General features: G+C 61.7%; 18 protein-coding genes. 11 read left to right on the top strand and 7 right to left on the bottom strand.

From position 1 onward, the window contains the following. The first annotated feature begins 203 nt into the window (after nucleotides 1-203). Complete coding sequence (locus ACFSNN_RS07105) at nucleotides 204-1619, top strand: aminotransferase-like domain-containing protein (RefSeq protein WP_134459492.1); 1416 nt, start codon at nucleotides 204-206, stop codon at nucleotides 1617-1619. A 32-nt stretch (nucleotides 1620-1651) separates the two neighbouring features. Here ACFSNN_RS07105 and ACFSNN_RS07100 read toward each other — a convergent pair whose 3' ends face one another. After that, a complete protein-coding gene (locus ACFSNN_RS07100; protein WP_134459495.1) occupies nucleotides 1652-1840 on the bottom strand; it encodes a DUF2970 domain-containing protein in 189 nt (62 codons plus the stop codon). Nucleotides 1841-2168: 328 nt separating this feature from the next. Here ACFSNN_RS07100 and ACFSNN_RS07095 point away from each other — a divergent pair, with 328 nt between their 5' ends. The 3 genes from ACFSNN_RS07095 to ACFSNN_RS07085 are packed head-to-tail and all read left to right on the top strand — an operon-like array spanning nucleotide 2169 to nucleotide 4853. Beyond that, a complete protein-coding gene (locus tag ACFSNN_RS07095) occupies nucleotides 2169-3959 on the top strand; it encodes a nitrite/sulfite reductase (protein WP_134459497.1) in 1791 nt (596 codons plus the stop codon). Beyond that, nucleotides 3956-4381 carry a DUF934 domain-containing protein gene (locus ACFSNN_RS07090; protein WP_134459500.1) on the top strand — a complete coding sequence of 142 codons (426 nt, stop codon included), beginning with the start codon at nucleotides 3956-3958 and terminating at the stop codon, nucleotides 4379-4381. Before ACFSNN_RS07095 ends, ACFSNN_RS07090 begins: the two co-directional genes overlap by 4 nt. Next, nucleotides 4368-4853: a winged helix-turn-helix transcriptional regulator gene (locus ACFSNN_RS07085; RefSeq protein ID WP_377689259.1), complete on the top strand. Its 486-nt coding sequence runs from the start codon at nucleotides 4368-4370 to the stop codon at nucleotides 4851-4853. Before ACFSNN_RS07090 ends, ACFSNN_RS07085 begins: the two co-directional genes overlap by 14 nt. 56 nt (nucleotides 4854-4909) lie before the next feature. On the opposite strand, the gene ACFSNN_RS07080 is transcribed toward ACFSNN_RS07085, so the two are convergent. Then, entirely contained in the window at nucleotides 4910-5236 is a 327-nt protein-coding gene (locus ACFSNN_RS07080) for a DUF4148 domain-containing protein (protein WP_134459503.1), read from the bottom strand. 109 nt (nucleotides 5237-5345) lie between these two features. Next, nucleotides 5346-6371, bottom strand: a complete 1026-nt coding sequence (locus tag ACFSNN_RS07075; protein ID WP_134459506.1) for a GlxA family transcriptional regulator — start codon at nucleotides 6369-6371, stop codon at nucleotides 5346-5348. A gap of 352 nt (nucleotides 6372-6723) precedes the next feature. Here ACFSNN_RS07075 and ACFSNN_RS07070 point away from each other — a divergent pair, with 352 nt between their 5' ends. The 5 genes from ACFSNN_RS07070 (at nucleotide 6724) to ACFSNN_RS07050 (ending at nucleotide 11398) form a co-directional block, all read left to right on the top strand. Continuing rightward, nucleotides 6724-7689: a choline ABC transporter substrate-binding protein gene (locus tag ACFSNN_RS07070; protein ID WP_134459508.1), complete on the top strand. Its 966-nt coding sequence runs from the start codon at nucleotides 6724-6726 to the stop codon at nucleotides 7687-7689. Nucleotides 7690-7730: 41 nt separating this feature from the next. After that, nucleotides 7731-8660, top strand: a complete 930-nt coding sequence (gene cdhC / locus ACFSNN_RS07065; protein ID WP_106277179.1) for a 3-dehydrocarnitine:acetyl-CoA trimethylamine transferase CdhC — start codon at nucleotides 7731-7733, stop codon at nucleotides 8658-8660. A 77-nt stretch (nucleotides 8661-8737) separates the two neighbouring features. Continuing rightward, the gene (locus ACFSNN_RS07060; protein WP_134459511.1) at nucleotides 8738-9703 is read left to right on the top strand and encodes an L-carnitine dehydrogenase; all 966 of its coding nucleotides are present in this window, start codon (nucleotides 8738-8740) and stop codon (nucleotides 9701-9703) included. A gap of 227 nt (nucleotides 9704-9930) precedes the next feature. Beyond that, complete coding sequence (locus ACFSNN_RS07055) at nucleotides 9931-10440, top strand: thioesterase family protein (RefSeq protein ID WP_134459514.1); 510 nt, start codon at nucleotides 9931-9933, stop codon at nucleotides 10438-10440. Next, entirely contained in the window at nucleotides 10433-11398 is a 966-nt protein-coding gene (locus ACFSNN_RS07050; protein WP_134459517.1) for an alpha/beta hydrolase, read from the top strand. The genes ACFSNN_RS07055 and ACFSNN_RS07050 overlap by 8 nt, the downstream gene beginning before the upstream one ends. Before the next feature lie 84 nt (nucleotides 11399-11482). Here the strand turns inward: ACFSNN_RS07050 and ACFSNN_RS07045 are convergent, their stop codons facing one another. The 3 genes from ACFSNN_RS07045 to ACFSNN_RS07035 all read right to left on the bottom strand — a co-directional run bounded on the left by ACFSNN_RS07045 (nucleotide 11483) and on the right by ACFSNN_RS07035 (nucleotide 14946). Then, entirely contained in the window at nucleotides 11483-12922 is a 1440-nt protein-coding gene (locus ACFSNN_RS07045; RefSeq protein WP_134459520.1) for a sensor histidine kinase, read from the bottom strand. Nucleotides 12923-12945: 23 nt separating this feature from the next. Continuing rightward, on the bottom strand, nucleotides 12946-13908 hold the full coding sequence (locus ACFSNN_RS07040) for a response regulator (protein ID WP_012426393.1): 963 nt from the start codon (nucleotides 13906-13908) through the stop codon (nucleotides 12946-12948). Between the two features lie 363 nt (nucleotides 13909-14271). Then, nucleotides 14272-14946 (bottom strand): HAD family hydrolase, encoded by a 675-nt coding sequence (locus tag ACFSNN_RS07035; RefSeq protein ID WP_134459523.1) that lies wholly within the window; start codon nucleotides 14944-14946, stop codon nucleotides 14272-14274. Between the two features lie 250 nt (nucleotides 14947-15196). Here ACFSNN_RS07035 and ACFSNN_RS07030 point away from each other — a divergent pair, with 250 nt between their 5' ends. Next, the gene (locus tag ACFSNN_RS07030; RefSeq protein ID WP_134459526.1) at nucleotides 15197-15988 is read left to right on the top strand and encodes a hypothetical protein; all 792 of its coding nucleotides are present in this window, start codon (nucleotides 15197-15199) and stop codon (nucleotides 15986-15988) included. A 220-nt stretch (nucleotides 15989-16208) separates the two neighbouring features. Here the strand turns inward: ACFSNN_RS07030 and ACFSNN_RS07025 are convergent, their stop codons facing one another. Next, complete coding sequence (locus ACFSNN_RS07025) at nucleotides 16209-17978, bottom strand: glycoside hydrolase family protein (RefSeq protein WP_244322872.1); 1770 nt, start codon at nucleotides 17976-17978, stop codon at nucleotides 16209-16211. Nucleotides 17979-18228: 250 nt separating this feature from the next. Between ACFSNN_RS07025 and ACFSNN_RS07020 the strand changes: the two genes are divergently transcribed. Next, on the top strand, nucleotides 18229-18480 hold the full coding sequence (locus ACFSNN_RS07020) for a hypothetical protein (protein WP_244322873.1): 252 nt from the start codon (nucleotides 18229-18231) through the stop codon (nucleotides 18478-18480). Nucleotides 18481-20011: the final 1531 nt, after the last annotated feature.

Here is a 20011-nt window from a genome sequence, read left to right as displayed (position 1 = left end):
TGAAAGTGAGAAGCGGCCACGTCGGCATATCCGGCGTGGCCGTTTTTTGTTGGCTCTACGGCGACTGACCCGCTGTGTGGTGGCAACGTCCGCTATTACGCCGGGAACGCAAACGGATCTCTATTCCGCCAGACCTGTCGTTAAACTGCTGGCACAATTGCGGCACTTGAGCTCGGTGCACGCAGCCGAATAACGACCGTTAAATGAAACGCTTCGAAATGCTGGCCAACACCATGGCCGATGAAATTCGCTCGGGCAGCCGGCCAGTCGGCTCCCGCATGCCGTCGCTGCGGCATCTCACCACGCAGCACGGCGTCAGCCAGTCCACCGTGTTTCGCGCCTATTACCTGCTCGAAGAGTGGGGCTTGATTCGAGCACGTGAACGCTCGGGCTACTACGTCGCGCCGGGCGCCGCGCTCGAACACAAACCAGCGCCCCAACCGCCAGCCGCGCTGGAGTCCGCCAAGGTCGAGATCAGCGAGCTTGTCTTCTCGGTGCTCGAAGCCGCGAAGCATCCCGATGTGGTGACGTTCGGTTCGGCCTTTCCATCTCCACAACTTTTTCCGCTTCAGCGTCTTGCCAGGTCGCTCGGGCATTCGAGCCGTTTGATCAGTCCGTGGAGCACCGTCGTCGATCTTCCGCCGGGCAATGAGCCGTTGCGTCGCCAGATATCGCTGCGTTACATGGGGATGGGCGTTGCTCAGCCGATGGAGCAACTCGTCGTCACCAATGGCGCGCTGGAAGCATTGAACCTGTGTTTGATGGCCGTCACGCGCCCAGGCGATGTGGTCGCGATCGAGTCGCCCGGATTCTATGCGGCCCTGCAGGCCATCGAGCGCCTCGATCTGCGGGCGGTCGAGATTCCGGTCGATCCTGTTTCGGGCATCGATTTGCAAGCGCTCTCGGATGCCCTCGACAAGCATCCTATCCGCGCATGCTGGTTCATGACCAACTATCAGAATCCGACCGGCGCGGCGATGTCGCAGGAGAAAAAGAAAGCGCTGGTCGAACTTCTGGCCCAGCGTGACGTGCCGCTTATCGAAGATGACGTGTACGGCGAACTGCATCACGCCGCGACCTACCCGCTGCCCGCCATCGCCTTCGACACGAAAGGGCTCGTGATGCACTGCAGTTCATTTTCGAAGACGCTCGCGCCGGGATACCGCATTGGATGGGTCGCCGCGGGACGCTTCGCCGAGAAGGTGCAGCGCCTGAAGTTGATGACCACGTTGTCGGCCAGCATTCCCGCTCAGGCAGCGATAGCGGACTATCTTCAGCACGGCGGGTACGACAAGCATCTGCGGAAGCTGCGCGGTGCATTCCGCAATCAACTCGCCTCGATGGACGCCGCGCTGCGCCGCTACATGCCGGACGATTCGCATTGGACGCTGCCGTCCGGCGGCTATTTTCTGTGGTTGCGGCTGCCGTCGAATGTCGATGCGATGCAATTGCACCGCCTCGCAATAGAGAACGGCATCAGCATCGCGCCAGGTCCGATTTTCTCCGCGCGGCACGAATTCCGGAATCATATCCGCCTGAACTTCGGTCATCCGTGGAGCGGCAGCACTGAGAGCGCCGTCCAAACACTGGGCTCGCTGCTCGAGCAGGCGAGCCGATAAACCGTGCGCTCGCTGTGAGCGCACCGCAAGCGTCAATGCGCCACGTTGACCGCAAGCCGCGCGAGTGCAAACAGCGTCGCGCCGAATCCGCCGGCGAGAACTACCGCGACCAGCGGCAGCAGGGGCAGCTTGACGCCCGCCATGTCGGCCTGATGCGAGGCGCCGCGGCGGATGCCGAAAAAACTCCACAGTACGATTCGCGTCATCTTCAAGAGGTTCATCGCGTCACCTTCAAGGCAGGGTTGTTGTATCTCACGCGATAGTCTGAACCCGTCCGGTCACCCAAAACAGTAGCAGTTGCGATCAATTCCAGCGCAGCAGCCTTGTGCTTCTGTCCGGCCCGCGCACCGCCGGTTCGCTCACCATCTGCTAGCGTGTTTTCAGTGGCATCTGCTGCTTTTCAGCGGCCGCTATTGCCTCTATCGTTCGCCAGAAGCCTTCGGATCGGCGCGGCACGTCATGTGTCGATGCCGATGCAACCACGGCTCCTTCCAACGCAAACGACGCTCAGTCAGACCGCGCCATGCAGGGCGGTCGTCACACCGGACCATGTACCAGTACACCGAGTTTGACCAATCATTCGTGCGCAGCCGCGCTGCGCAGTTTCGCGACCAGCTCGAACGCTGGCAGTCCGGCAAGCTGAGCGAAGACGACTTTCGTCCGTTGCGTCTTCAGAACGGATGGTACGTGCAACGGTATGCGCCGATGCTGCGCGTGGCGATCCCCTACGGCGAGTTATCGAGCAGGCAGTTGCGCATGCTCGCCCGGATCGCGCGCGAATACGACGAGCCGGAGGCCGAGGTCTACCGCCTCGCCAGCGAAGCGCAGCGCAAGCTCGGCACCGTCCGCCTGCCCACGAACTATGCGCATTTCACGACGCGCACCAACGTGCAGTTCAACTGGATTCCGCTCTCGAAAGCCGCGGACGTGATGGACTTGCTCGCCAGCGTCGACATGCACGGCATTCAGACGAGCGGCAACTGCATCCGCAACATTTCCTGCGACGAACGCGCGGGCGTTGCGCCTGACGAAATCGCCGACCCGCGTCCGTTCGCCGAAATCATGCGGCAGTGGACGACCCTCCATCCCGAGTTCGCGTTCCTGCCGCGCAAGTTCAAGATCGCGATCACCGGTGCGAGCGAAGACCGCGCCGCGACGGACTGGCATGACGTCGGCCTTCGTCTGCTGCGTAACGAAGCGGGCGAACTGGGATTTCGCGTCACGGTGGGCGGCGGCATGGGCCGCACTCCCGTGATCGGCACCGTGCTGCGCGAGTTTTTGCCGTGGCAGCACATCATGAACTACATCGAAGCAGTGGTGCGCGTCTACAACCAGTACGGACGCCGCGACAACAAGTACAAGGCGCGGATCAAGATTCTGGTGAAGGCGGAAGGCCAACGTTACATCGACGGCGTCGAGGAAGAGTTCCGCCAGATCGTCGAACACGACGGCGGTCCGCATACGATTCCGCTAGCGGAGCTCGAACGCGTCAGCGCGTGCTTCGCTCTACCCTCCAAGCCTTCCGTGGATGCGCCGATCGACCTCGCAGCGATCGCAACGTCGAACGCCGTAGCGCTCGAGACGCCGCAATTCGAACGCTGGCTCCAGCGCAATGTCTCGCCGCATAGGAACCAGCGCTTGCGGATCGTCACGCTCTCGTTCAAACGTCTTCTGCAAGCACCCGGCGATGCATCGGCGGAACAGCTCGATCGCGTGGCCGACCTGGCCGAGCGGTTCTCGGCCGGCGAAGCGCGTGTCACCCACACGCAGAACGTCGTGTTGCCGTGGGTGCATGTCAACGACCTCCTGCCGCTTTGGCAAGCCGCGCGCGAAGCAGGACTCGCGAGCGCCAACGTGAATCTGCTGACCGACATGATCGCCTGCCCGGGTGGCGATTTCTGTGCGCTCGCCAATGCCCGTTCCATTCCGGTTGCCGAGGCGATCACCGAGCGCTATCAGGATCTGGACGAACTCAACGACATCGGCGATATCGATCTGCATATCAGCGGCTGCATCAATTCGTGCGGCCATCATCATAGCGGGCACATCGGCATCCTCGGGGTCGACAAAGATGGCAAGGAATGGTACCAGGTGACGTTGGGCGGTTCGGACGGTTCGCGCGCCAGTGGCCGCGCGCAAGCGGGCAAGGTCATCGGCCCGTCGTTTTCCGCCGTTGAAGTGCCCGAGGTCATCGACGCGCTGCTGTCCGCCTATCTCGACATTCGCGTGACGGTTGGCGAGAAGCGCGAGTCGTTCGTCGAAACCGTTCGACGGGCAGGCATCGAACCGTTCAGGACGGCTGCGGATCGCGTGCGCACGCTGATGGAGACAACGGCATGAACGGCTCGACACGTATCAGGCTGCTCACTCTGGCCGAGCATGCGTCGGACGTATCGGACGCATCCCAACAGGTTGTTTTCCTGACAAACGACGCAGACCCGGCCGAGCAAAAGGAGCTGATCGCGACGGCTGCACGCGTGGAGTTGCACTTCCCCAATTTCACCGATGGACGGGCCTACAGTCAGGCGTATCTCCTGCGCCGCCGGCTCGGCTTCAAAGGCGATTTGCGGGCAACCGGCGACGTGCTCGTCGATCAGTTGGTTCAGATGGAGCGAACCGGATTTTCGAGTGCGGTACTGAAAGACGGTATCGATCCAGAGGACGCGCAACGCCAACTCGACCGCTTCCCTGCGTTCTATCAGGGCGACGTTATTCACGACGCGCCCTTTGCGCGCTCAGAAGTCGGGAATGAGGATGCGTGACGGCACCAGAGACACGCGTGTGGTGTCTACAACTCCGCGAATATCCGCGGACTGCTGCGTAAAGCAGGTTGTACCGCGAGATGGCGGATCGTCGCCAGATGCATTTTCAGGAGCTTGTCCGTCTCGACTCGCTCTCGCACGCCTCGGTCAGAAGTGGACCGTTCTGGCGATGATCGCGTTGCGAGAAAAGCATCTGCGCTTTGCCGAGATCAGGCGTCGCCTGGACGGCGTCTCGGACAAAATGCTTGCTCAGACATTGAGATCGATGGAAAGGGACGGGCTGGTCGAGCGATGCGTCGACGACCGGCATCCGGCGCGTATCGAGTATGGCTTAACCGTACTCGCTCGCACCGCGCTGCCAATGGTCACCGAATTGAAGCAATGGGCCGAACGTTCCATCGACTCCATCGCGGCCAGTAATCACGCATATGACCGAAAGATCGGACGGTCCACGTGTCAGGCCGTTTCTTAGGCGCTGGGATACCACGATCCAGCGCCCGCTACAGCTACTGCACACTGCGCGATTGATTAACGACCGTAATTAACAACCGGCGCCGAGTACGAGCTGTTCGTCGTGTCCGAACGGCTGCCTGCCTGCGACGAACCATTGGTGGCCGAACCGTAACCGCTCGTCTGAGCAGCGCTCTTTTGTGCGGCGACGCGCGCTTCAGCAGCCTGAATGTTGGACGGATAGTCTTCGTCGTTCGCGGTGCCCGGGTTGTAGCCGGCCTTTTCCAGTTGGATCAGTTCGGCGCGCACTTGAGCGCGCGTAACCGGCTGATTCGATTGAGCAAAAGCGGCGAGCGGAGCGGTGATGAGCGCGGCGATAACAACAGCTTCGATCAGGGACTTCATGATACCTACCTCCAGAGATTGTTTTTTGCCATGCTGCGAACCTGTGTTTGCAGCGTATGGGAACAGTCTAGGAGTCAACGTATATAGGGTAAACCCCAAATCGACGAATTCACTGTTGCGATAAACGGGATAACTGGAGTACGGACACAAGGTCTTGCCCCGCCGACGGCTCCAGTTCTCCGGCATTTCGGCCGCCCGTCCCTTGCCGGTCGCTTCTCGGGCTCGCGCCGAAGCGCGCGCGATAGGTCCGTGAAAAATGCGATGGCGACTCGAATCCGCATGCCACGCAAATCGACGTAATCGACATGTCGGTCTGTTGCAGCAATTCGCGCGCACGCGCGAGGCGCAACTGCTGATAGAAATGCGTCGGCGTGTCCTTCAGCGACGCGCAGAACAACCGCTCCAGTTGCCGACGCGTCACGCCGATTTCCTGCGCGAGCCGGTCCGGTGTAAGCGGCTCTTCCATATGCTGTTCCATCACGCCGATCACCTGAATCAGCTTGCGGTTGTGCACACCGTAGCGCGCCGCGATCTCCATGCGCTGATGGTCCGAGCGCTGCCGGATACGGCTCACCACGAATTGCTCCGAGACGGCCGAAGCCAACGCGGCGCCGTGTTCACGGCCGATCAGGTCGAGCATCATGTCGATCGACGCCGTGCCGCCCGCGCACGTAATGCGCCGCGCGCCGATTTCGAACAGCTCCTGGCTCGCATCGAGCGACGGATAGCGTTCGCGGAATGCCGACAGCGCTTCCCAGTGCACGGTCACACTTTCCGAGCCGCCGAGCAGCCCCGCTTCCGCGAGTACGAAACTGCCGGTGTCGATACCGCCGAGCGTCGCGCCCGCGCGCGCGAGGCGCTTCAGACAATCGCCCAGCACGCGCGTGTAGCACGCGAGCGGCTCGAAGCCCGCGACGACGAAGAGCGTCCGCGCCGCATCGACGTTGCCGATGGCGGCATCCGCGTTGATTGAAATGCCGTTGCTGGCGGCCACCGGCGCGCCGTCGAGACTCAGAATGCGCCAGCGGTACAGATCGCCGCGAAAGCGGTTCGCCACGCGCAACGGCTCCACCGCCGACATGAAACCGATCGCCGAAAAGCCCGGCAGCAACAGGAACGACATATCTTCGGGCATCGTGCTCGGACTCGATCGGGAGACAAAAAATACAGGCGGACGCGGGTTCCCGGCGAGCGTAGCAAGCAGGAGCCAAGCCGGCAAGGCACACCAAAAATCGCGCTTAAGCCGATGTTGCGTCGCAATGCGAACCAGACAGGTTTTCCCGCATTGTCGCGTGGGAGCAAGAACGGGTCGCTGACGGTCGCTTTAGCTGCAATATGGGGCATTAACGTTACGTCATTCGTTCATGCAGTTCAGGTATCACACAAGCCGTATCGCATTCCGGGGGCCGCTTTGCCCCATGTCGTTCGCTCAGGCGAAGCGGCCCGGTTCGAAACACGCTGTCATACGAGTCAGAAGAGGGAACTTCATGAAGTCGCGCATCAAAGCCCTGCTTGCCCATCTTGCGTGTCTCGCGGCCGCCGTCGGCGCCGCGGTTACCGCGCTGCCTGCCTTCGCCCAGGACCCCGCTGCCTGTCGCGCGGTGCATTTCGCCGATATCGGTTGGACCGACATCACCTCGACCACCGCGCTCGCCTCGACCGTGTTCGAAGGGCTCGGCTATCAGCCGGTGACGACGGTCGCCTCCGTGCCCATCTCATTCGCGGGTCTGAAGAGCAAACAGCTCGACGTGTCGCTCGGCTACTGGTGGCCGGTGCAGGAAAAAGCAATCGCGCCGTTCGTCGATTCGAAATCGATCCAGGTGCTGCAGCCACCTAACCTGACCGGCGCCAAGGCCACGTTCGCCGTGCCGAGCTACGAATACGACGCCGGCCTGAAGACTTTCGCCGACATCGCCAAACATCGCGATCAGCTCGACGGCAAGATCTACGGCATCGAGCCCGGCAGCAGCGCGAACGCGGCGATCCTGAAGATGATCGCCAACAATCAGTTCGGCCTCGGCGGCTTCAAGCTGATCGAATCGAGCGAAGCGGGCATGCTGGTCTCGGTCGACCGCGCGATCCGCGAGAAGAAATGGGTGGTCTTTCTCGGCTGGGAACCGCATCCGATGAACATCCAGATCGATATGAAATACCTCACCGGCAGCGACGGCGTATTCGGTCCGAACGACGGCGAAGCGCGCGTTTATACGCTGACGTCGCCCGACTTTCTGACGCGTTGCCCGAACGCGGGCAAGCTCGTGAGCAATCTGCGCTTTTCGACGCAGCTCGAAAACGTGGTGATGCAATCGGTGATGAACAAGGAAAAGCCCGCCGACGCCGCCAGGGCATATCTGAAGAAAAACCCGCAGGTACTCGACGCATGGCTTGCCGGCGTGAAGACCTACGACGGCAAGGACGGCTTGCCCGCGGTCAAGGCTTATCTCGGTCTCTGATCACGTCAGTCGCGCATCTCAACCCACAGGAACCCGTTCGCATGAACCATGAAGTCATCGTGACCTGCGCGGTCACCGGCGCAGGCGATACCGTCGGCAAGCACCCGGCCATTCCCGTCACGCCGAAGCAGATTGCCGAGGCCGCCATCGAAGCCGCGAAAGCCGGCGCGACCGTTGCGCACTGCCACGTGCGCGATCCGAAAACCGGACGCGGCAGCCGCGATCCGCAGTTGTATCGCGAGGTGGTCGACCGTATCCGCTCGTCGGGCACGGACGTGATCATCAACCTGACCGCCGGCATGGGCGGCGATCTGGAGATCGGTCCGGGCGAAGATCCGATGCGCTTCGGCGCGAACACGGATCTGGTCGGCGGCCTCACGCGCCTCGCGCATGTGGAGGAATTGCTGCCGGAAATCTGCACACTCGACTGCGGCACGCTCAATTTCGGCGACGGCGACTACATCTATGTGTCGACGCCCGCGCAGTTGCGGGCCGGCGCGCGGCGCATCCAGGAGCTCGGCGTCAAGCCTGAACTGGAGATCTTCGATACCGGGCATTTGTGGTTCGCGAAGCAATTGCTCAAGGAAGGCCTGCTCGACGCGCCGCCGCTGTTTCAGATTTGCCTCGGCATTCCCTGGGGCGCGCCCGCCGACACCACCACCATGAAAGCGATGGCCGACAACCTGCCGCCCGGCGCGCAATGGGCCGGCTTCGGCATCGGCCGCATGCAGATGCCGATGGTCGCGCAGGCGATGCTCCTCGGCGGCCACGTGCGCGTGGGCCTCGAAGACAACATCTGGCTCGACAAAGGCGTGCCCGCAACGAACGGCACGCTGGTGCAACGCGCGGTGGAAATCATCGAGCGGCTCGGCGCACGCGCGCTGACGCCCGCCGAGGGGCGCCGCAAGCTGGGGCTGCCCGCGCGTGGCGAGCGTCAGCTGGAGCGGCGCGCGGCGGGACAGTACGCTTGATTCACCCCGTTTGATTCACCCGCTCGATGCGACTCGCTTCGAAACCGGACAACACACAGGCAAAGGAAACATCAGCAATGGCAGTGATCGTCGATATCAAAACATTCGCGGCAATCGGCGTGGGCGTGATCGGCAGCGGCTGGGTGGCGCGCGCGCTCGCGCACGGACTCGACGTGATCGCGTGGGACCCGGCGCCCGGGGCGGAAAAGCAGTTGCGCGAGAACGTCGCGAACGCGTGGCCGGCGCTGCATCGCGTAGGGCTGGCCGCGGGTGCGTCGCCTGAGCGGCTGCGCTTCGTGGATACGATCGAAGCCTGCGTCGAGCCGGCGGATTTCATTCAGGAAAGCGCGCCGGAGCGCGAGGAATTGAAGCTCTCGCTGCACGAACAGATCAGCCGCGCGGCGAAATCCGATGCGATCATCGCTTCGTCGACGTCGGGCCTCTTGCCGAGCGATTTTTATGCTCGGGCGGTGAATCCGCAGCGTTGCATCGTCGGGCATCCGTTCAATCCGGTGTACCTGTTGCCGCTCGTCGAAGTGCTGGGCGGCGAGGGCACTGCGCCCGCAACCATCGATGCCGCGCTGCAGGTGTATCGCGCGCTGTCGATGCGGCCTCTGCGAGTTCGCAAGGAAGTGCCGGGCTTTATCGCCGACCGCCTGCTCGAAGCACTGTGGCGCGAGGCTTTGCATCTGGTCAACGAAGGCGTCGCGACCACCGGCGAAATCGACGACGCGATCCGCTTCGGCGCGGGCATCCGCTGGTCGTTCATGGGCACGTTCCTGACCTACACGCTGGCGGGCGGCGACGCGGGCATGCGCCACTTCATGCAGCAATTCGGCCCCGCGCTGGAGCTGCCGTGGACTAAACTGGTGGCGCCGAAGCTCACGGATGAACTGATCGACCGGGTTGTGGACGGCACCGCCGAGCAGGTCGGGCCGCGCTCGATCAAACAGCTCGAACGCTACCGGGACGATTGCATTACGAGCGTACTGACGGCGATTGCGGAGGCGAAGGCACGGCATGGAATGCAGCCGGCCGACTGAGGGCGATCACGTGGAGGCCTTCGGAAGAAACGGAGGCCGCCGAAGGCGCAGATGGCGCGCCATCCGGGCCAAGCTCCGGCTGCGCGCGGTTTGACTCATCGACGGTACCGCGTCTATCTCGCGAATCCGGTGCCGATGCGGTGAATCTCGCGTGGCCGTCCTTCGAACATCGCCACGGTCGGCGCGCGGTCAGCGACTTTGATACGAACAACGGAGACAACTTACCGATGCCGCAACCCGCTGCCCTGCCTTGCTATCGCGACACGGTGCGTGCCGAATGGGTCGATTACAACGGCCATCTGCGCGACGCGTTCTATATGCTGATTTTCAGCTTCGCGACCGACGCCCTGATCGACCTGATCGGCTTGCCGGACGCCGTGCGCAAGGAACGCCGGCGCTCGATCTACACGCTCGAAGCGCATATCAACTATCTGCACGAGATCAAGGAAGGCGCGCAGGTGCGCGTCGACATGCGCGTGCTCGGTCACGATGCGAAGCGACTGCATCTGTACCTCGAGATGTTCGCCGGCGATGGCGGCGAACCGGTGGCAGCAGGCGAGCAGATGTTGCTGCACGTGGATACCGGCGGCCCACGCGCCGCCGCGTTCGATCCGGACGTCGCGGAACACGTGCGGACATTGGCCGACGCGCATGCCGCACTGCCGCCCGCCGCGTTTGCCGGGCGAGTGATCGGCTTGCCCGCGAAAACGAAGCCGAGTGGAGGTGGACATGCTTGAGCCAGAGATGGCCGCGTTCATCGAAAGAGCCGCCGCGATTTATCCGGGGCATTCGACTTCATTGACGCCGGCTGAACAGCGCAAAATCTACGACCAGTACGCGGCGGCGGTCACACCCGCATTGCCCGATGACGTCGTGACTCGCGACGCCGAGTTCCACACCGGCGCGGGTCATTCGATCGCGCTGCGGCTGTACCGGAACCGTGCACGGCATCATGAGGCGACGCGTGGTGCCGTGCTGTATTTTCACGGTGGCGGCTTCGTGCTCGGCTCGCTGGACAGCCATCAGCTCGTGACCGCGCGCCTTGCCGCGGACACGGGTCTTGACGTGATCGCGGTCGACTACCGGCTGGCTCCCGAATATCCCGCGCCGGCCGCGCATGACGATTGCATGGAAGTCACGCTCGCCGCCTTGGCAGGGCGCTTGCCGTTCGAGTTGCATGCCGACGCACCGCTGCAGCTGGCGGGCGACAGCGCCGGCGCCACGCTCGCGGCCAGCGTAGCGATGCGGCTGCGCGACGACGCGGTTCAAGGCATAAGCGGCCTCGCGCTGGTTTATCCGATGCTCGGCACCGACCCGCAATTGCCCGCGCGCGACAGCGAAGCACACGCGCCGATGCTCAAGCTAACCGACGTCCATGCGTTCCGCGATTTGTATTGGGGTACCCACCCGCCCTACCCCGCGTGGACGATCCCGCTCGACACGACGCGCTACGACGGCCTGCCGCCGACGCTCGCGATCGGCGTCGAACATGACCCATTGAGGGACGATGCGCGCGTTTTCGCCGAGCGTATTAACGCGGCCGGTGGCGAGGCGCGGCTTCTGATCGGCGCCGGACTCGTACATGGATGCTGGCGCGCCATTGAATCAAGCCCGGGCGTACAGAGGCTCCACGAAGAGGTGTGCCGTTTTTTGTCTGCCCATGCGACGCCGGCGTCGTCCGCGGCCGGTCGCTAGCACGGGCTCAGGGTTCAGCGTTCAGAGTTCAGGCCGCCGGATAGTCAGTGGCAACCGCCATCGCTTTCAACCTGCGGGCCCCTTTCATTGGCCCTGACTCCAGCGAGGCAAACGCGCCGGCGTCTTGCGCAGTGCGCGATCGGCGGGCGTATCGGGCGCCGGCAAGCGCACGGTGAAGGTCGTGTGAATGCCGCGTATCGAACTGCACTCGATGCTCCCACCCAGCAGCTCCGTCGCGCGACGGCAGAACGCGAGTCCCATGCCCGCACCGCTGCCGTGCCGCTTGGTCGTGAAGAACGCGTCGAAGATATAGGGCAGGACGTCGGGCGCGATGCCGGGCCCGGTGTCGCGGAATTGCAGTACGCAGAAGTCCTGATCCTGAACGGCACTGATCGTAATCTCGCCGTCGCCGCCCACGCGAATGGCATGCAACGCGTTTTTCAGCAGGTTGAACAGCACGAAAACCACGACCGTATCCGAGCCCGAAAAAGACATGGCGAGGTCGATGGGCATCACCGTGACACGCTCGCGCTCGTCGCCGCTGAACGGATACCGTTCAAGCGCGGACATCACGCACTGATGCACCGAATGCCGGCTGAAGTCGCCGCGGTCCAGACGATCGAGCGTGAAAGACGCGAGCGCCATCTCGACCATCGCGCTAGTGCCGGACACTTCGCGCCGGATCGCCGTCGCGAGCTGACCGATGCGCTCGGACTGTCCAACCTCGTCGTGATCCTCATACAGCCCGTGCGTAACGGCTGTTCGGTATCCTTTGAACACATGTCCCCACACGCTGGCGATTTCGTCGGCGTGCATGCCGATGGTGGCGAGCGGCGTCGAGATTTCGTGCGCAATGGTCGCCGCCACGGCATACGGGTGAATCAGGTGATAGCGCACGATGGTGATCGCCAGAAGCCCGAGGCTCAGACCGATGAACAGGACGCCCGGCGGGTAGAACCCGAAGCCGTAGTTAACCGCGTAGTCCATCGCGGCAAACGAGTACAGACACAGGCTCGCCAGACACAGATCGAGGCGCCGCCGCGCGTCGCCCTCCGCCTTCTGGCGCGCGGCGAGCAGAAGCTGCGCGCTGCGGCCGGCCAGCAGCACGGTCTGCACCACGTGCAAGGGATGCAGCGGCCCGGCGACCGGATAGTAGCCGAAGAAGAAATGCTGATAGCCCGCCACCACTTCGTTACCGGGAAGCAGTATCGCGAGGACGAAACATAGGCCGTACGACGCCAGCAATATCGGCCGCTCGCGGCGCTGCGCCGCCACCTCCGTCACGAAGTGGTAGAACGTTGTCGGCAGAAAAAGAATGAATAGATAGCCTCCCCTGACCAGCAGGTCCGCGGTGTGCGGGTTGTCCGTCTGGAACAGCAGTGTCCATGCGCCTTGCCACGCGAAGGTCGAGACGCACATCAGGATGAACGGCGTGAACAAACGCGTCGCGCCTTGCGTAATCAGTACGTATAGGCCGAACACCACGAACATCGCGGACACGCAAGCAGTCGGAATGGCGTACATGTGGCTTGACGTCCCGGCAGACTTTAGCGAGTCCGGTCCTTCCGCCATTGCGCGAACGTCAACAGGTCCATGCCCACGTCGGCCTTGTCGATCGGGGTCCAGCAATAGAACACGTCGTCCCAGCCCGGAATGGTGCGCGGGGTCAGCGTCCTGACGGTCATGCCGGAGCGATAGGCCAGGTTCGGCCAGAAGATCGGCATCACCTCGCGCACCGCCATTTGCTTGAGAAGGTCGGCCGGGCCATCCTCGTCCGCGACGATTTCGCCCTGCGAGATCCAGTCGTTCTCGGCCCACGCGACGAAAACGCTCGGGTTGCCGGCGCGATCGAACATCAGAATGGCGTCCTGTTCCGGGCGCCAGTAATACTCGACGATACCGTTCGCGGCCACCACCTCGTCGATCACTTTACGCGTGCGCGGGTCGCAATACGTCAGGCCGTTCTCGCCCAACGCGAGCCAGCCCCCTTCCGAACAGTGCCTCGCCTTGGCATCCTTCAGGAAATGGGCCAGCCGGTTGGCGGAGTCGGTATCCGTCTTTCTCAGGTATAAATCGACGATTCCCGCATTGAAGGCTTTGACCGCGACGGTTTCGTCCGCGACGCCGGTCAGCAGCACTTTCGCGCAGCGCAGGTTGGAGATGGACGAGAGGAATTCCACGCCGTTCATGCCCGGCATGTCGAAATCCACCACCACCGCCGCGACTTCCGCGAAACGGGAGCCGCGGGCCAGAATATCCCGTTCCGCCGCGGTTTCCATGTAGCGCTCAAAACCCGTCTCGCTCACACAGGCCGACGCCGGCGCGAACTCCAGCGAATTCTTGCGAGCGTGCTGACGGATGAAGGCAAGCGCGGTTTGCGGCCGCGTAAAAAACAGATTGGTGGCGCTGTCCGGAAAGAAACGGCGCAGCGCGTCGAGATAGCTGTCGTTGTCATCCACGAAGACAACCGTCGACGGATGGAAAACAGGTGGTCGAATAAAATTGTTCATATTTTCACGTGGTTCGTCACGCCCCCGCTGGAGGACAACCGCGGCAGACCGCCAGCCGCAGGTCACAGCAACCCGCACGGCACGATGCGGCGCGGTGGCCCTCGAGCATACAGACCCGCTGCCTTCGCCATCGGCCGCATGGCCGCGCCATACTTTGCCGCTTCCGGGCCCGCATGTTCGCATATGGAACATGCAGCTGCGCCTCGCACTTGCTTATAGGCAGGATTCTCTCACGCCGGTCGCCAAGGCGGTTTTCCGCTGAACAATATAGTACAGGGCCTTGGCTTCGATCGCGCGAAGTCGCCGCGGCGATCAACGGCGGCGCTTATGCGTACCGGGCAATCCGCGATCAAGGACCGCGTTTCACGGCCGCGACGCCACCTCGTCCAGATGATCCAGCAGATCCGCCGGATCGTCGTAAACCCGCAGCGCGCCGGCGCGCTCGAGTTCCTCTGTGCCGTATCCGCCCGACAGCAAACCCACGCCCAGCGCCCGGCACCGCCGTGCCGCGAGCATGTCCCAGATGCTGTCGCCGACCACCACCGTGTGTTCGACCGGTACGCCGAGCCGCCCGGCGGCAGCGATGAACAAATCCGGATCCGGCTTTGCGTATTTGACGTCGTCGCGCGTGACGACCACGGCCTTCGCCGGATCGACCCCGAGGGCCTCCAGATTGAGCGCCGCCGTTTCCATGCGGCCGCTCGTCGCCACGGCCCAGGGCGTTCCGGCTTGCGTCAGCGCGTCGAGCAGCGCCCGCGCGCCCGGCAGCGGACACACCTGCGCGCGCAACCGCTGATAGGCCGCGGCGTGAGCTTGGCGAAGACGCTCGACCCGGTCGGCGCTGATTTCGCCGTGCGTTTCCCGAAGAAGTTGATTGGTGAAGAGCCCGCCGCTCATGCCGATCTTGCGGTGAATTCGCCAGACCGACAAGGGAATGCCTTCGCTGTCGAGCGCTTCTTTCCAGGCCAGCACGTGCTGGTAGACGCTGTCGACCAGCGTCCCGTCGAGATCGAAGAGGAAAGAGGTCTGGATTCGCATGGTGTGCTCCTGTTGATGACTGGCTTCGCCAATATGCCATGTCCGGAATGCGCGGGTCGCGCGAATGCCGCCTCGATTTCCACTGACCCTCACGTACCGTTGGAATTTATGGCCGGCGGATGGGTCGATGAAACGTTACTGGCGTTCATCCGCGAACGTAGCGCAGCCGCTTTGCTGCGGAGTGCCCGGACGCGATTTTCGAGCTGCGCTGTTCATGCTAGCCTCTTCGCTTCCTAAAACAGGATGTCGCATGAACACACCTCGATTGCGCCTTCATGGCCTGACCCGGCGACGCATGATCGCGATGCTCGCCGCAGCTTTTGGATTGTCGACGGGCGTGAATCACGCTGCCATCGCGCAGTCTGAAAGCACGAGCAGCGTGGATTATTCTGGCACGGTCGGTGAAGCGAAGGTCGGTATGACGCTCGTTTTGCACGGGAATGCGATAGGCAAAGGGCATTACTTCTACTACCGCTACCTCAAGGACATTGCACTGACCGGTCAGCGATCAGGCAGCGATGTGACGCTGCAGGAAGCGAATGGCAGGTTTAATCTGCACTTCGTCGGCAATGGATCGAACGGCGCCCAGCCGCTCGATTTTTCCAATAGCGTGGGACTTGCCGGCAGTTGGAACGGCGGCGGGAAGACTTTGCCGGTTAGATTCAACCTCGAAGGCATGTCGTTCGCGGACGCGAACACGGGACACCGCTACGGGATGATCACCAACGAAACGGACGACGCGTTTGAAGCACGCGCTCAAGGCTTCTATTTCGCCGCACTGAAGGGCGACGCGAAGCAGGCCGCGCGTTTTGTTCACTTTCCGTTGCGGGTGAACTGGAGCGCGACGCATCACGAAATGATAGGTTCGGCGAGTCAGCTTGCTGTCAACTGGAATCGCATCTTCTCGCCGAAGTATCTTGCGGCGCTACGCGATGTCGTTCCGCATGATATGCCGGTGATCAAGAGCCAATACGCAATGCTCGGCGCAGGCCTCGCGTTCTTTACGGATAAGGGTGTCGAGGTTTTGAACGCGCAACGGTAGGGCGTTGCGAACGGTAGAGGACGTCGCGGTGCGGGCCGCTCTCCTCGCCTTTACGCGCCGCGAGTGCGGGCGGATTTCATGCATGCGATCGACGTCGGCACACATTGCGCCACAACGTACCGATACCGACATGACCATGAATGCGTAATCGACGCGCCGCCTGTCATATCGGTGGCGCGTCGATCTTTTTCAGCGGTGGTTGAACCGCCTATCGAGCCAATTACTGGCCGGTGTAACCGAGCGGAACAGTCGCATTGGCCTTGGCAACTGTAGCGTTGTTCGACACGATGTACTGCGGCACTTCACTGAGCGTCAGCGCGACCTGACCGTTGGTGTACGCCACCGTGCTGACATTGCCGTAACCGTCGATCTTCGTCACATTGCCCGACGTGCCGGCGTTGTCGACCTGAAGCGAATAGCTGGTGGAATAGGTCTGGCTATACGTGCCGTTGCTCGCCGGCCACTGCGCATTGCTGTGCGTCCACGCGGCGGTCACGACCTTGCCGTTGCCCAGTTGCTGGAACCCATACGCAAAAACTCCCGCGGGCGCGCTTTTGATCCGGCCCAGCGTATTCGTGCCGTCGAGAACCCGCGTCATCGTTGCGAAGGCCATCGCTTCAGGCTTCGGCGACAGGTTCGATGCACCGAATGCGCCTTGTGCGTCGTTCAGGTCGAAGAACGAGCCGTATCCCACTTCGCCCGGATAGTCCGGACCGTAGAACAGCGTCGTGACCTGAGCACCGCCGCCAAGCACGATGATGTGCGCTCGCACGCCGACTGCCGCATGCGCGAACAACTGGTTCTGCGACGGCACATTCGGACCGTAGTTGAGGCCCGGGTCGTAGCTCACGCCGGCTTCCGTGAAGAAGAGCTTCATGTTCGGCTTGCCGGCCTGCATGACCGAACGCAGTTGCGCCATCTGGTTGTCGAGCGCGTTGGCCTGGTTCGCCGTGCTCGGATCGGAATCCTGCAGTTCAGGTGGATGAGCCGGGTACGTGCCCGCATTCCAGTAGCCGTGCGTCGCCACCGCATCGATGTAGTTCCACAGGCCGAGCGCGCCGAACTTCTGCAGATAGCCGGTCGTGCAGGTATCGCAATTGGAAGCGAACGGATTGCCTGTGCCCATCACGACCGCATTCGGATCGGTCGAGTGAATGCCCTCGTAGGCAGCCTTGTACATGGCGACGAAGTTCGCGTCGCTATCCGCCCAACCGAGGCTCGGTTCCCACGTTACCTGATAGTAGTTCTTTTGCTGATTCGGGTAGTTGGCGGCGCGAATCAGGCTCGTATCGGTGCCGACCTTGCTCATGAAGGTCTGGAACTCAGGCATGTTCGACGGCGCGTAATAGCTGTCGTTGAACTGACCAGTCTTCGAGTCCCACGCCGGCAGTCCGTCCAGACGCACGATACGCATCTGATCAGGATTGGCCTTGTAGAACGGATCGAGGTCGTTCACGTTCGGCGTGTACGTATTGGGACCGTTGGGTTCCATGGCCGATACCTGACGATCGTCGATCGTCCACGAGATACCCAGCGCGTGCAGCGCGGCGATGTTGCCGTTGAAGCCCTGCATACCGAAACGGTGCTGATCCTGGTGCGCATACGTCACGGTGCCCAGCACCGAACTGAGATTCGGCAACACACCGAACGTCGCGATGCCGACCGGACGCGTGCCGCTTCTCGGCAGCGTGCCGCCATTCGAACGCAGAGTGGCGGTGAGCGCACCATAGCCGGACCACGTCGACGTACACGGAATCGTGCTGGTTTGTACGCCGGCCTTAACTGCAAAACTGCCTTGCGTCTTGATCGCGCCATTGGAATCCGCAACGGACCAGACGACGGTATCCGCGCTCGGCGCGTTCGTCGTAATGGCCAGTTTGAACGGGGCGTTGTTCTGGAAAACGCGCAGGCCGTCGGTGGTCGGCGTGTCGGCGCTGATCACGCCGTTCGCGCTTCCGCCTGCCGTTTGCGTCGGTGTGCTGCACGACATGGTCGAGCTGCCCGGCGTGGGGGACGGAGTCGGGCTCGGCGTTGGCGTTGGCGTTGGCGTTGGCGTTGGCGTTGGCGTTGGCGTTGGCGTTGGCGTTGGCGTCGGAGTGGGTGTCGGCGTCGGAGTGGGTGTCGGCATCGGAGTGGGTGTCGGGGTCGGCGTTGCGGCAACCGCTTTAACCCAACAGGACTTGCCGTACCCATACGCGGGGTCCGACTGCGAGACTGCGCCGACATAACAGCCGACGCCGTTGCTAAACGTACGCGGCGCGGTCAACATCACCGACGGCGACGTGGGCGGAACCGCACCGAACACCACCGAGCCCGTTCCGAGGAATGAGCACTTGCCATTCTCCTGCGCGCACAACTTGTATTGCTGTCCTGAGACCGTGATGGTGCTTGCCTGGGCCTGCGCGCTTTCGGCGGCAAACGATGCCAACACTGTTGCTGATGCAACGCCCAATAGTTTCAAGTATCTCGTCATTGTCCGTATGTTTCGCTAAAGCAGGTTGTCCCCGAAAATTCAGCAAGATCGATCAGTCGTCCCGCCTTGACGTTATTGAGTCCAGAGAGAGGTGAACCTGAGAACGCGTTGACCGCGTTCATTGCTGATGAAGCTTTGATGTGCCGCTATCCAGTGGTGGACGCGCTGCCTTCCGCTCGCATTCCGACTTGTCACCGACCAGCGGTGTAGGCGAAATGTTTTCCTGGCGTCGGGCGAACATTCTATTTATTACGTCATGCTTACTATTTCATTGCGCCGCGATCGTTCGACAATCACAAACAATGACTACATCGATATCTTCCACAGCGGCCATCGAGCGCAACGCGCACCGATTGCGTGAGAGACTCAGTCGACGCCGGCATGAAGAATCCCGCCGATCGCAAGACCGGGAAAACGTCACAAGGAGTTAATGCACGCCGCTGACGCGACTCGAACATCTGGCGAGGTTCACACTGACAGGCCAGTGCACCTCAGTTTGATAAACAAATTTCGCACCAATATGCGCGAAGTAAAAAATTCAGGATGACGAAAAATTAATCCGGGTTTTTTCGCTTACCGTTGACAGCCACTTATTGATGTGAACCCGTCGGCTCGACAGTGATCGAGGTCGCCCTCGCTGCGCGAGTCGGGTGCGAAATCCAAAAAACGCTTGGTTCGCCAATTCGCTTCGCTCGCGGACAGCAGCTATCGCAGTGCAGCAATCGTGGGTGTAACTGTTACAGCCCCTCAGCACCTGATCGACCTCGCCGGTATTAGTTACAGAAGCTTTTGGCAGACGAATTATAAACGTTTCATCTGCGTAACGTGGGCAGTTGAGGGGCGATAAGTGATAATCGCAAAAAATTTCCGTAACATCCGGCCATAGTCTTTCCAAACGGTACAGAATGGAAAAGCCCTTCCTCATGGTACGCGAGAAAACGTAATTCTTTGATTTGTCAGTAGATTAGCTGCGTTTTCCCGGACCGGTTCGTCGCTCGCGCAATTTTTATAATGGTAGTACAAATGCGCGCAACTGCGTCTCCTCGCTTATCGGACGATATCGGATAATTCAAATGTAATGCAAAAAAATGGTGTCGCATCCTTTTTAAGAGAAAATCAATTCGCTTCAGCAAACAGACCGGCCCGCATTTTAACTCTCGATATCTCGCACTTACTTCGCATCACGAATTACATTGGCTTTTCGCAATGCCCACCATCTCTTCCAGCTAGCGAAACCACCTACGAAATTGCTGTGGCGTACTACCAAAATCGCGGCAGAACATCACCGCAAAGGTGAGCATCACGAAGCTGTCCTGACCGAAGACAGGCTATCCTCGCCACGCTGCTCGGCCGACGCCGCTGATCCGCGCTACGCGACGACGCAGCCCATGTCGTCGCCATAAAACTTTAATAGCAGGAGAAGACCACGCTTGCGGAAATGTTCACATTGCTCAGACGACTCTGGCCGATCATCGTGGCCGCCGACCAGCACCCGACTTTCCGCCGGATTTTCTATAGAGATATCCTGCCGGACCTGAAGCGCCAAGCCT

Origin of the sequence: Paraburkholderia dipogonis (genome assembly GCF_042680985.1) — a bacterium.
GTDB classification, from domain to species: Bacteria; Pseudomonadota; Gammaproteobacteria; order Burkholderiales; family Burkholderiaceae; genus Paraburkholderia; species Paraburkholderia phytofirmans.
The sequence above is the reverse complement of the archived record's forward strand: the minus strand, read 5'-3'. Positions and strand labels throughout refer to the sequence as shown.

Coding starts and splice junctions, on each gene's coding strand:
- ACFSNN_RS07105 (WP_134459492.1), top strand. CDS start 204: ATGAAACGCTTCGAAATGCTGGCCAACACCATGGCCGATGAAATTCGC.
- ACFSNN_RS07100 (WP_134459495.1), bottom strand. CDS start 1,840: ATGAACCTCTTGAAGATGACGCGAATCGTACTGTGGAGTTTTTTCGGC.
- ACFSNN_RS07095 (WP_134459497.1), top strand. CDS start 2,169: ATGTACCAGTACACCGAGTTTGACCAATCATTCGTGCGCAGCCGCGCT.
- ACFSNN_RS07090 (WP_134459500.1), top strand. CDS start 3,956: ATGAACGGCTCGACACGTATCAGGCTGCTCACTCTGGCCGAGCATGCG.
- ACFSNN_RS07085 (WP_377689259.1), top strand. CDS start 4,368: ATGAGGATGCGTGACGGCACCAGAGACACGCGTGTGGTGTCTACAACT.
- ACFSNN_RS07080 (WP_134459503.1), bottom strand. CDS start 5,236: ATGAAGTCCCTGATCGAAGCTGTTGTTATCGCCGCGCTCATCACCGCT.
- ACFSNN_RS07075 (WP_134459506.1), bottom strand. CDS start 6,371: ATGCCCGAAGATATGTCGTTCCTGTTGCTGCCGGGCTTTTCGGCGATC.
- ACFSNN_RS07070 (WP_134459508.1), top strand. CDS start 6,724: ATGAAGTCGCGCATCAAAGCCCTGCTTGCCCATCTTGCGTGTCTCGCG.
- cdhC (WP_106277179.1), top strand. CDS start 7,731: ATGAACCATGAAGTCATCGTGACCTGCGCGGTCACCGGCGCAGGCGAT.
- ACFSNN_RS07060 (WP_134459511.1), top strand. CDS start 8,738: ATGGCAGTGATCGTCGATATCAAAACATTCGCGGCAATCGGCGTGGGC.
- ACFSNN_RS07055 (WP_134459514.1), top strand. CDS start 9,931: ATGCCGCAACCCGCTGCCCTGCCTTGCTATCGCGACACGGTGCGTGCC.
- ACFSNN_RS07050 (WP_134459517.1), top strand. CDS start 10,433: ATGCTTGAGCCAGAGATGGCCGCGTTCATCGAAAGAGCCGCCGCGATT.
- ACFSNN_RS07045 (WP_134459520.1), bottom strand. CDS start 12,922: ATGTACGCCATTCCGACTGCTTGCGTGTCCGCGATGTTCGTGGTGTTC.
- ACFSNN_RS07040 (WP_012426393.1), bottom strand. CDS start 13,908: ATGAACAATTTTATTCGACCACCTGTTTTCCATCCGTCGACGGTTGTC.
- ACFSNN_RS07035 (WP_134459523.1), bottom strand. CDS start 14,946: ATGCGAATCCAGACCTCTTTCCTCTTCGATCTCGACGGGACGCTGGTC.
- ACFSNN_RS07030 (WP_134459526.1), top strand. CDS start 15,197: ATGAACACACCTCGATTGCGCCTTCATGGCCTGACCCGGCGACGCATG.
- ACFSNN_RS07025 (WP_244322872.1), bottom strand. CDS start 17,978: ATGTCGTGCAGCACACCGACGCAAACGGCAGGCGGAAGCGCGAACGGC.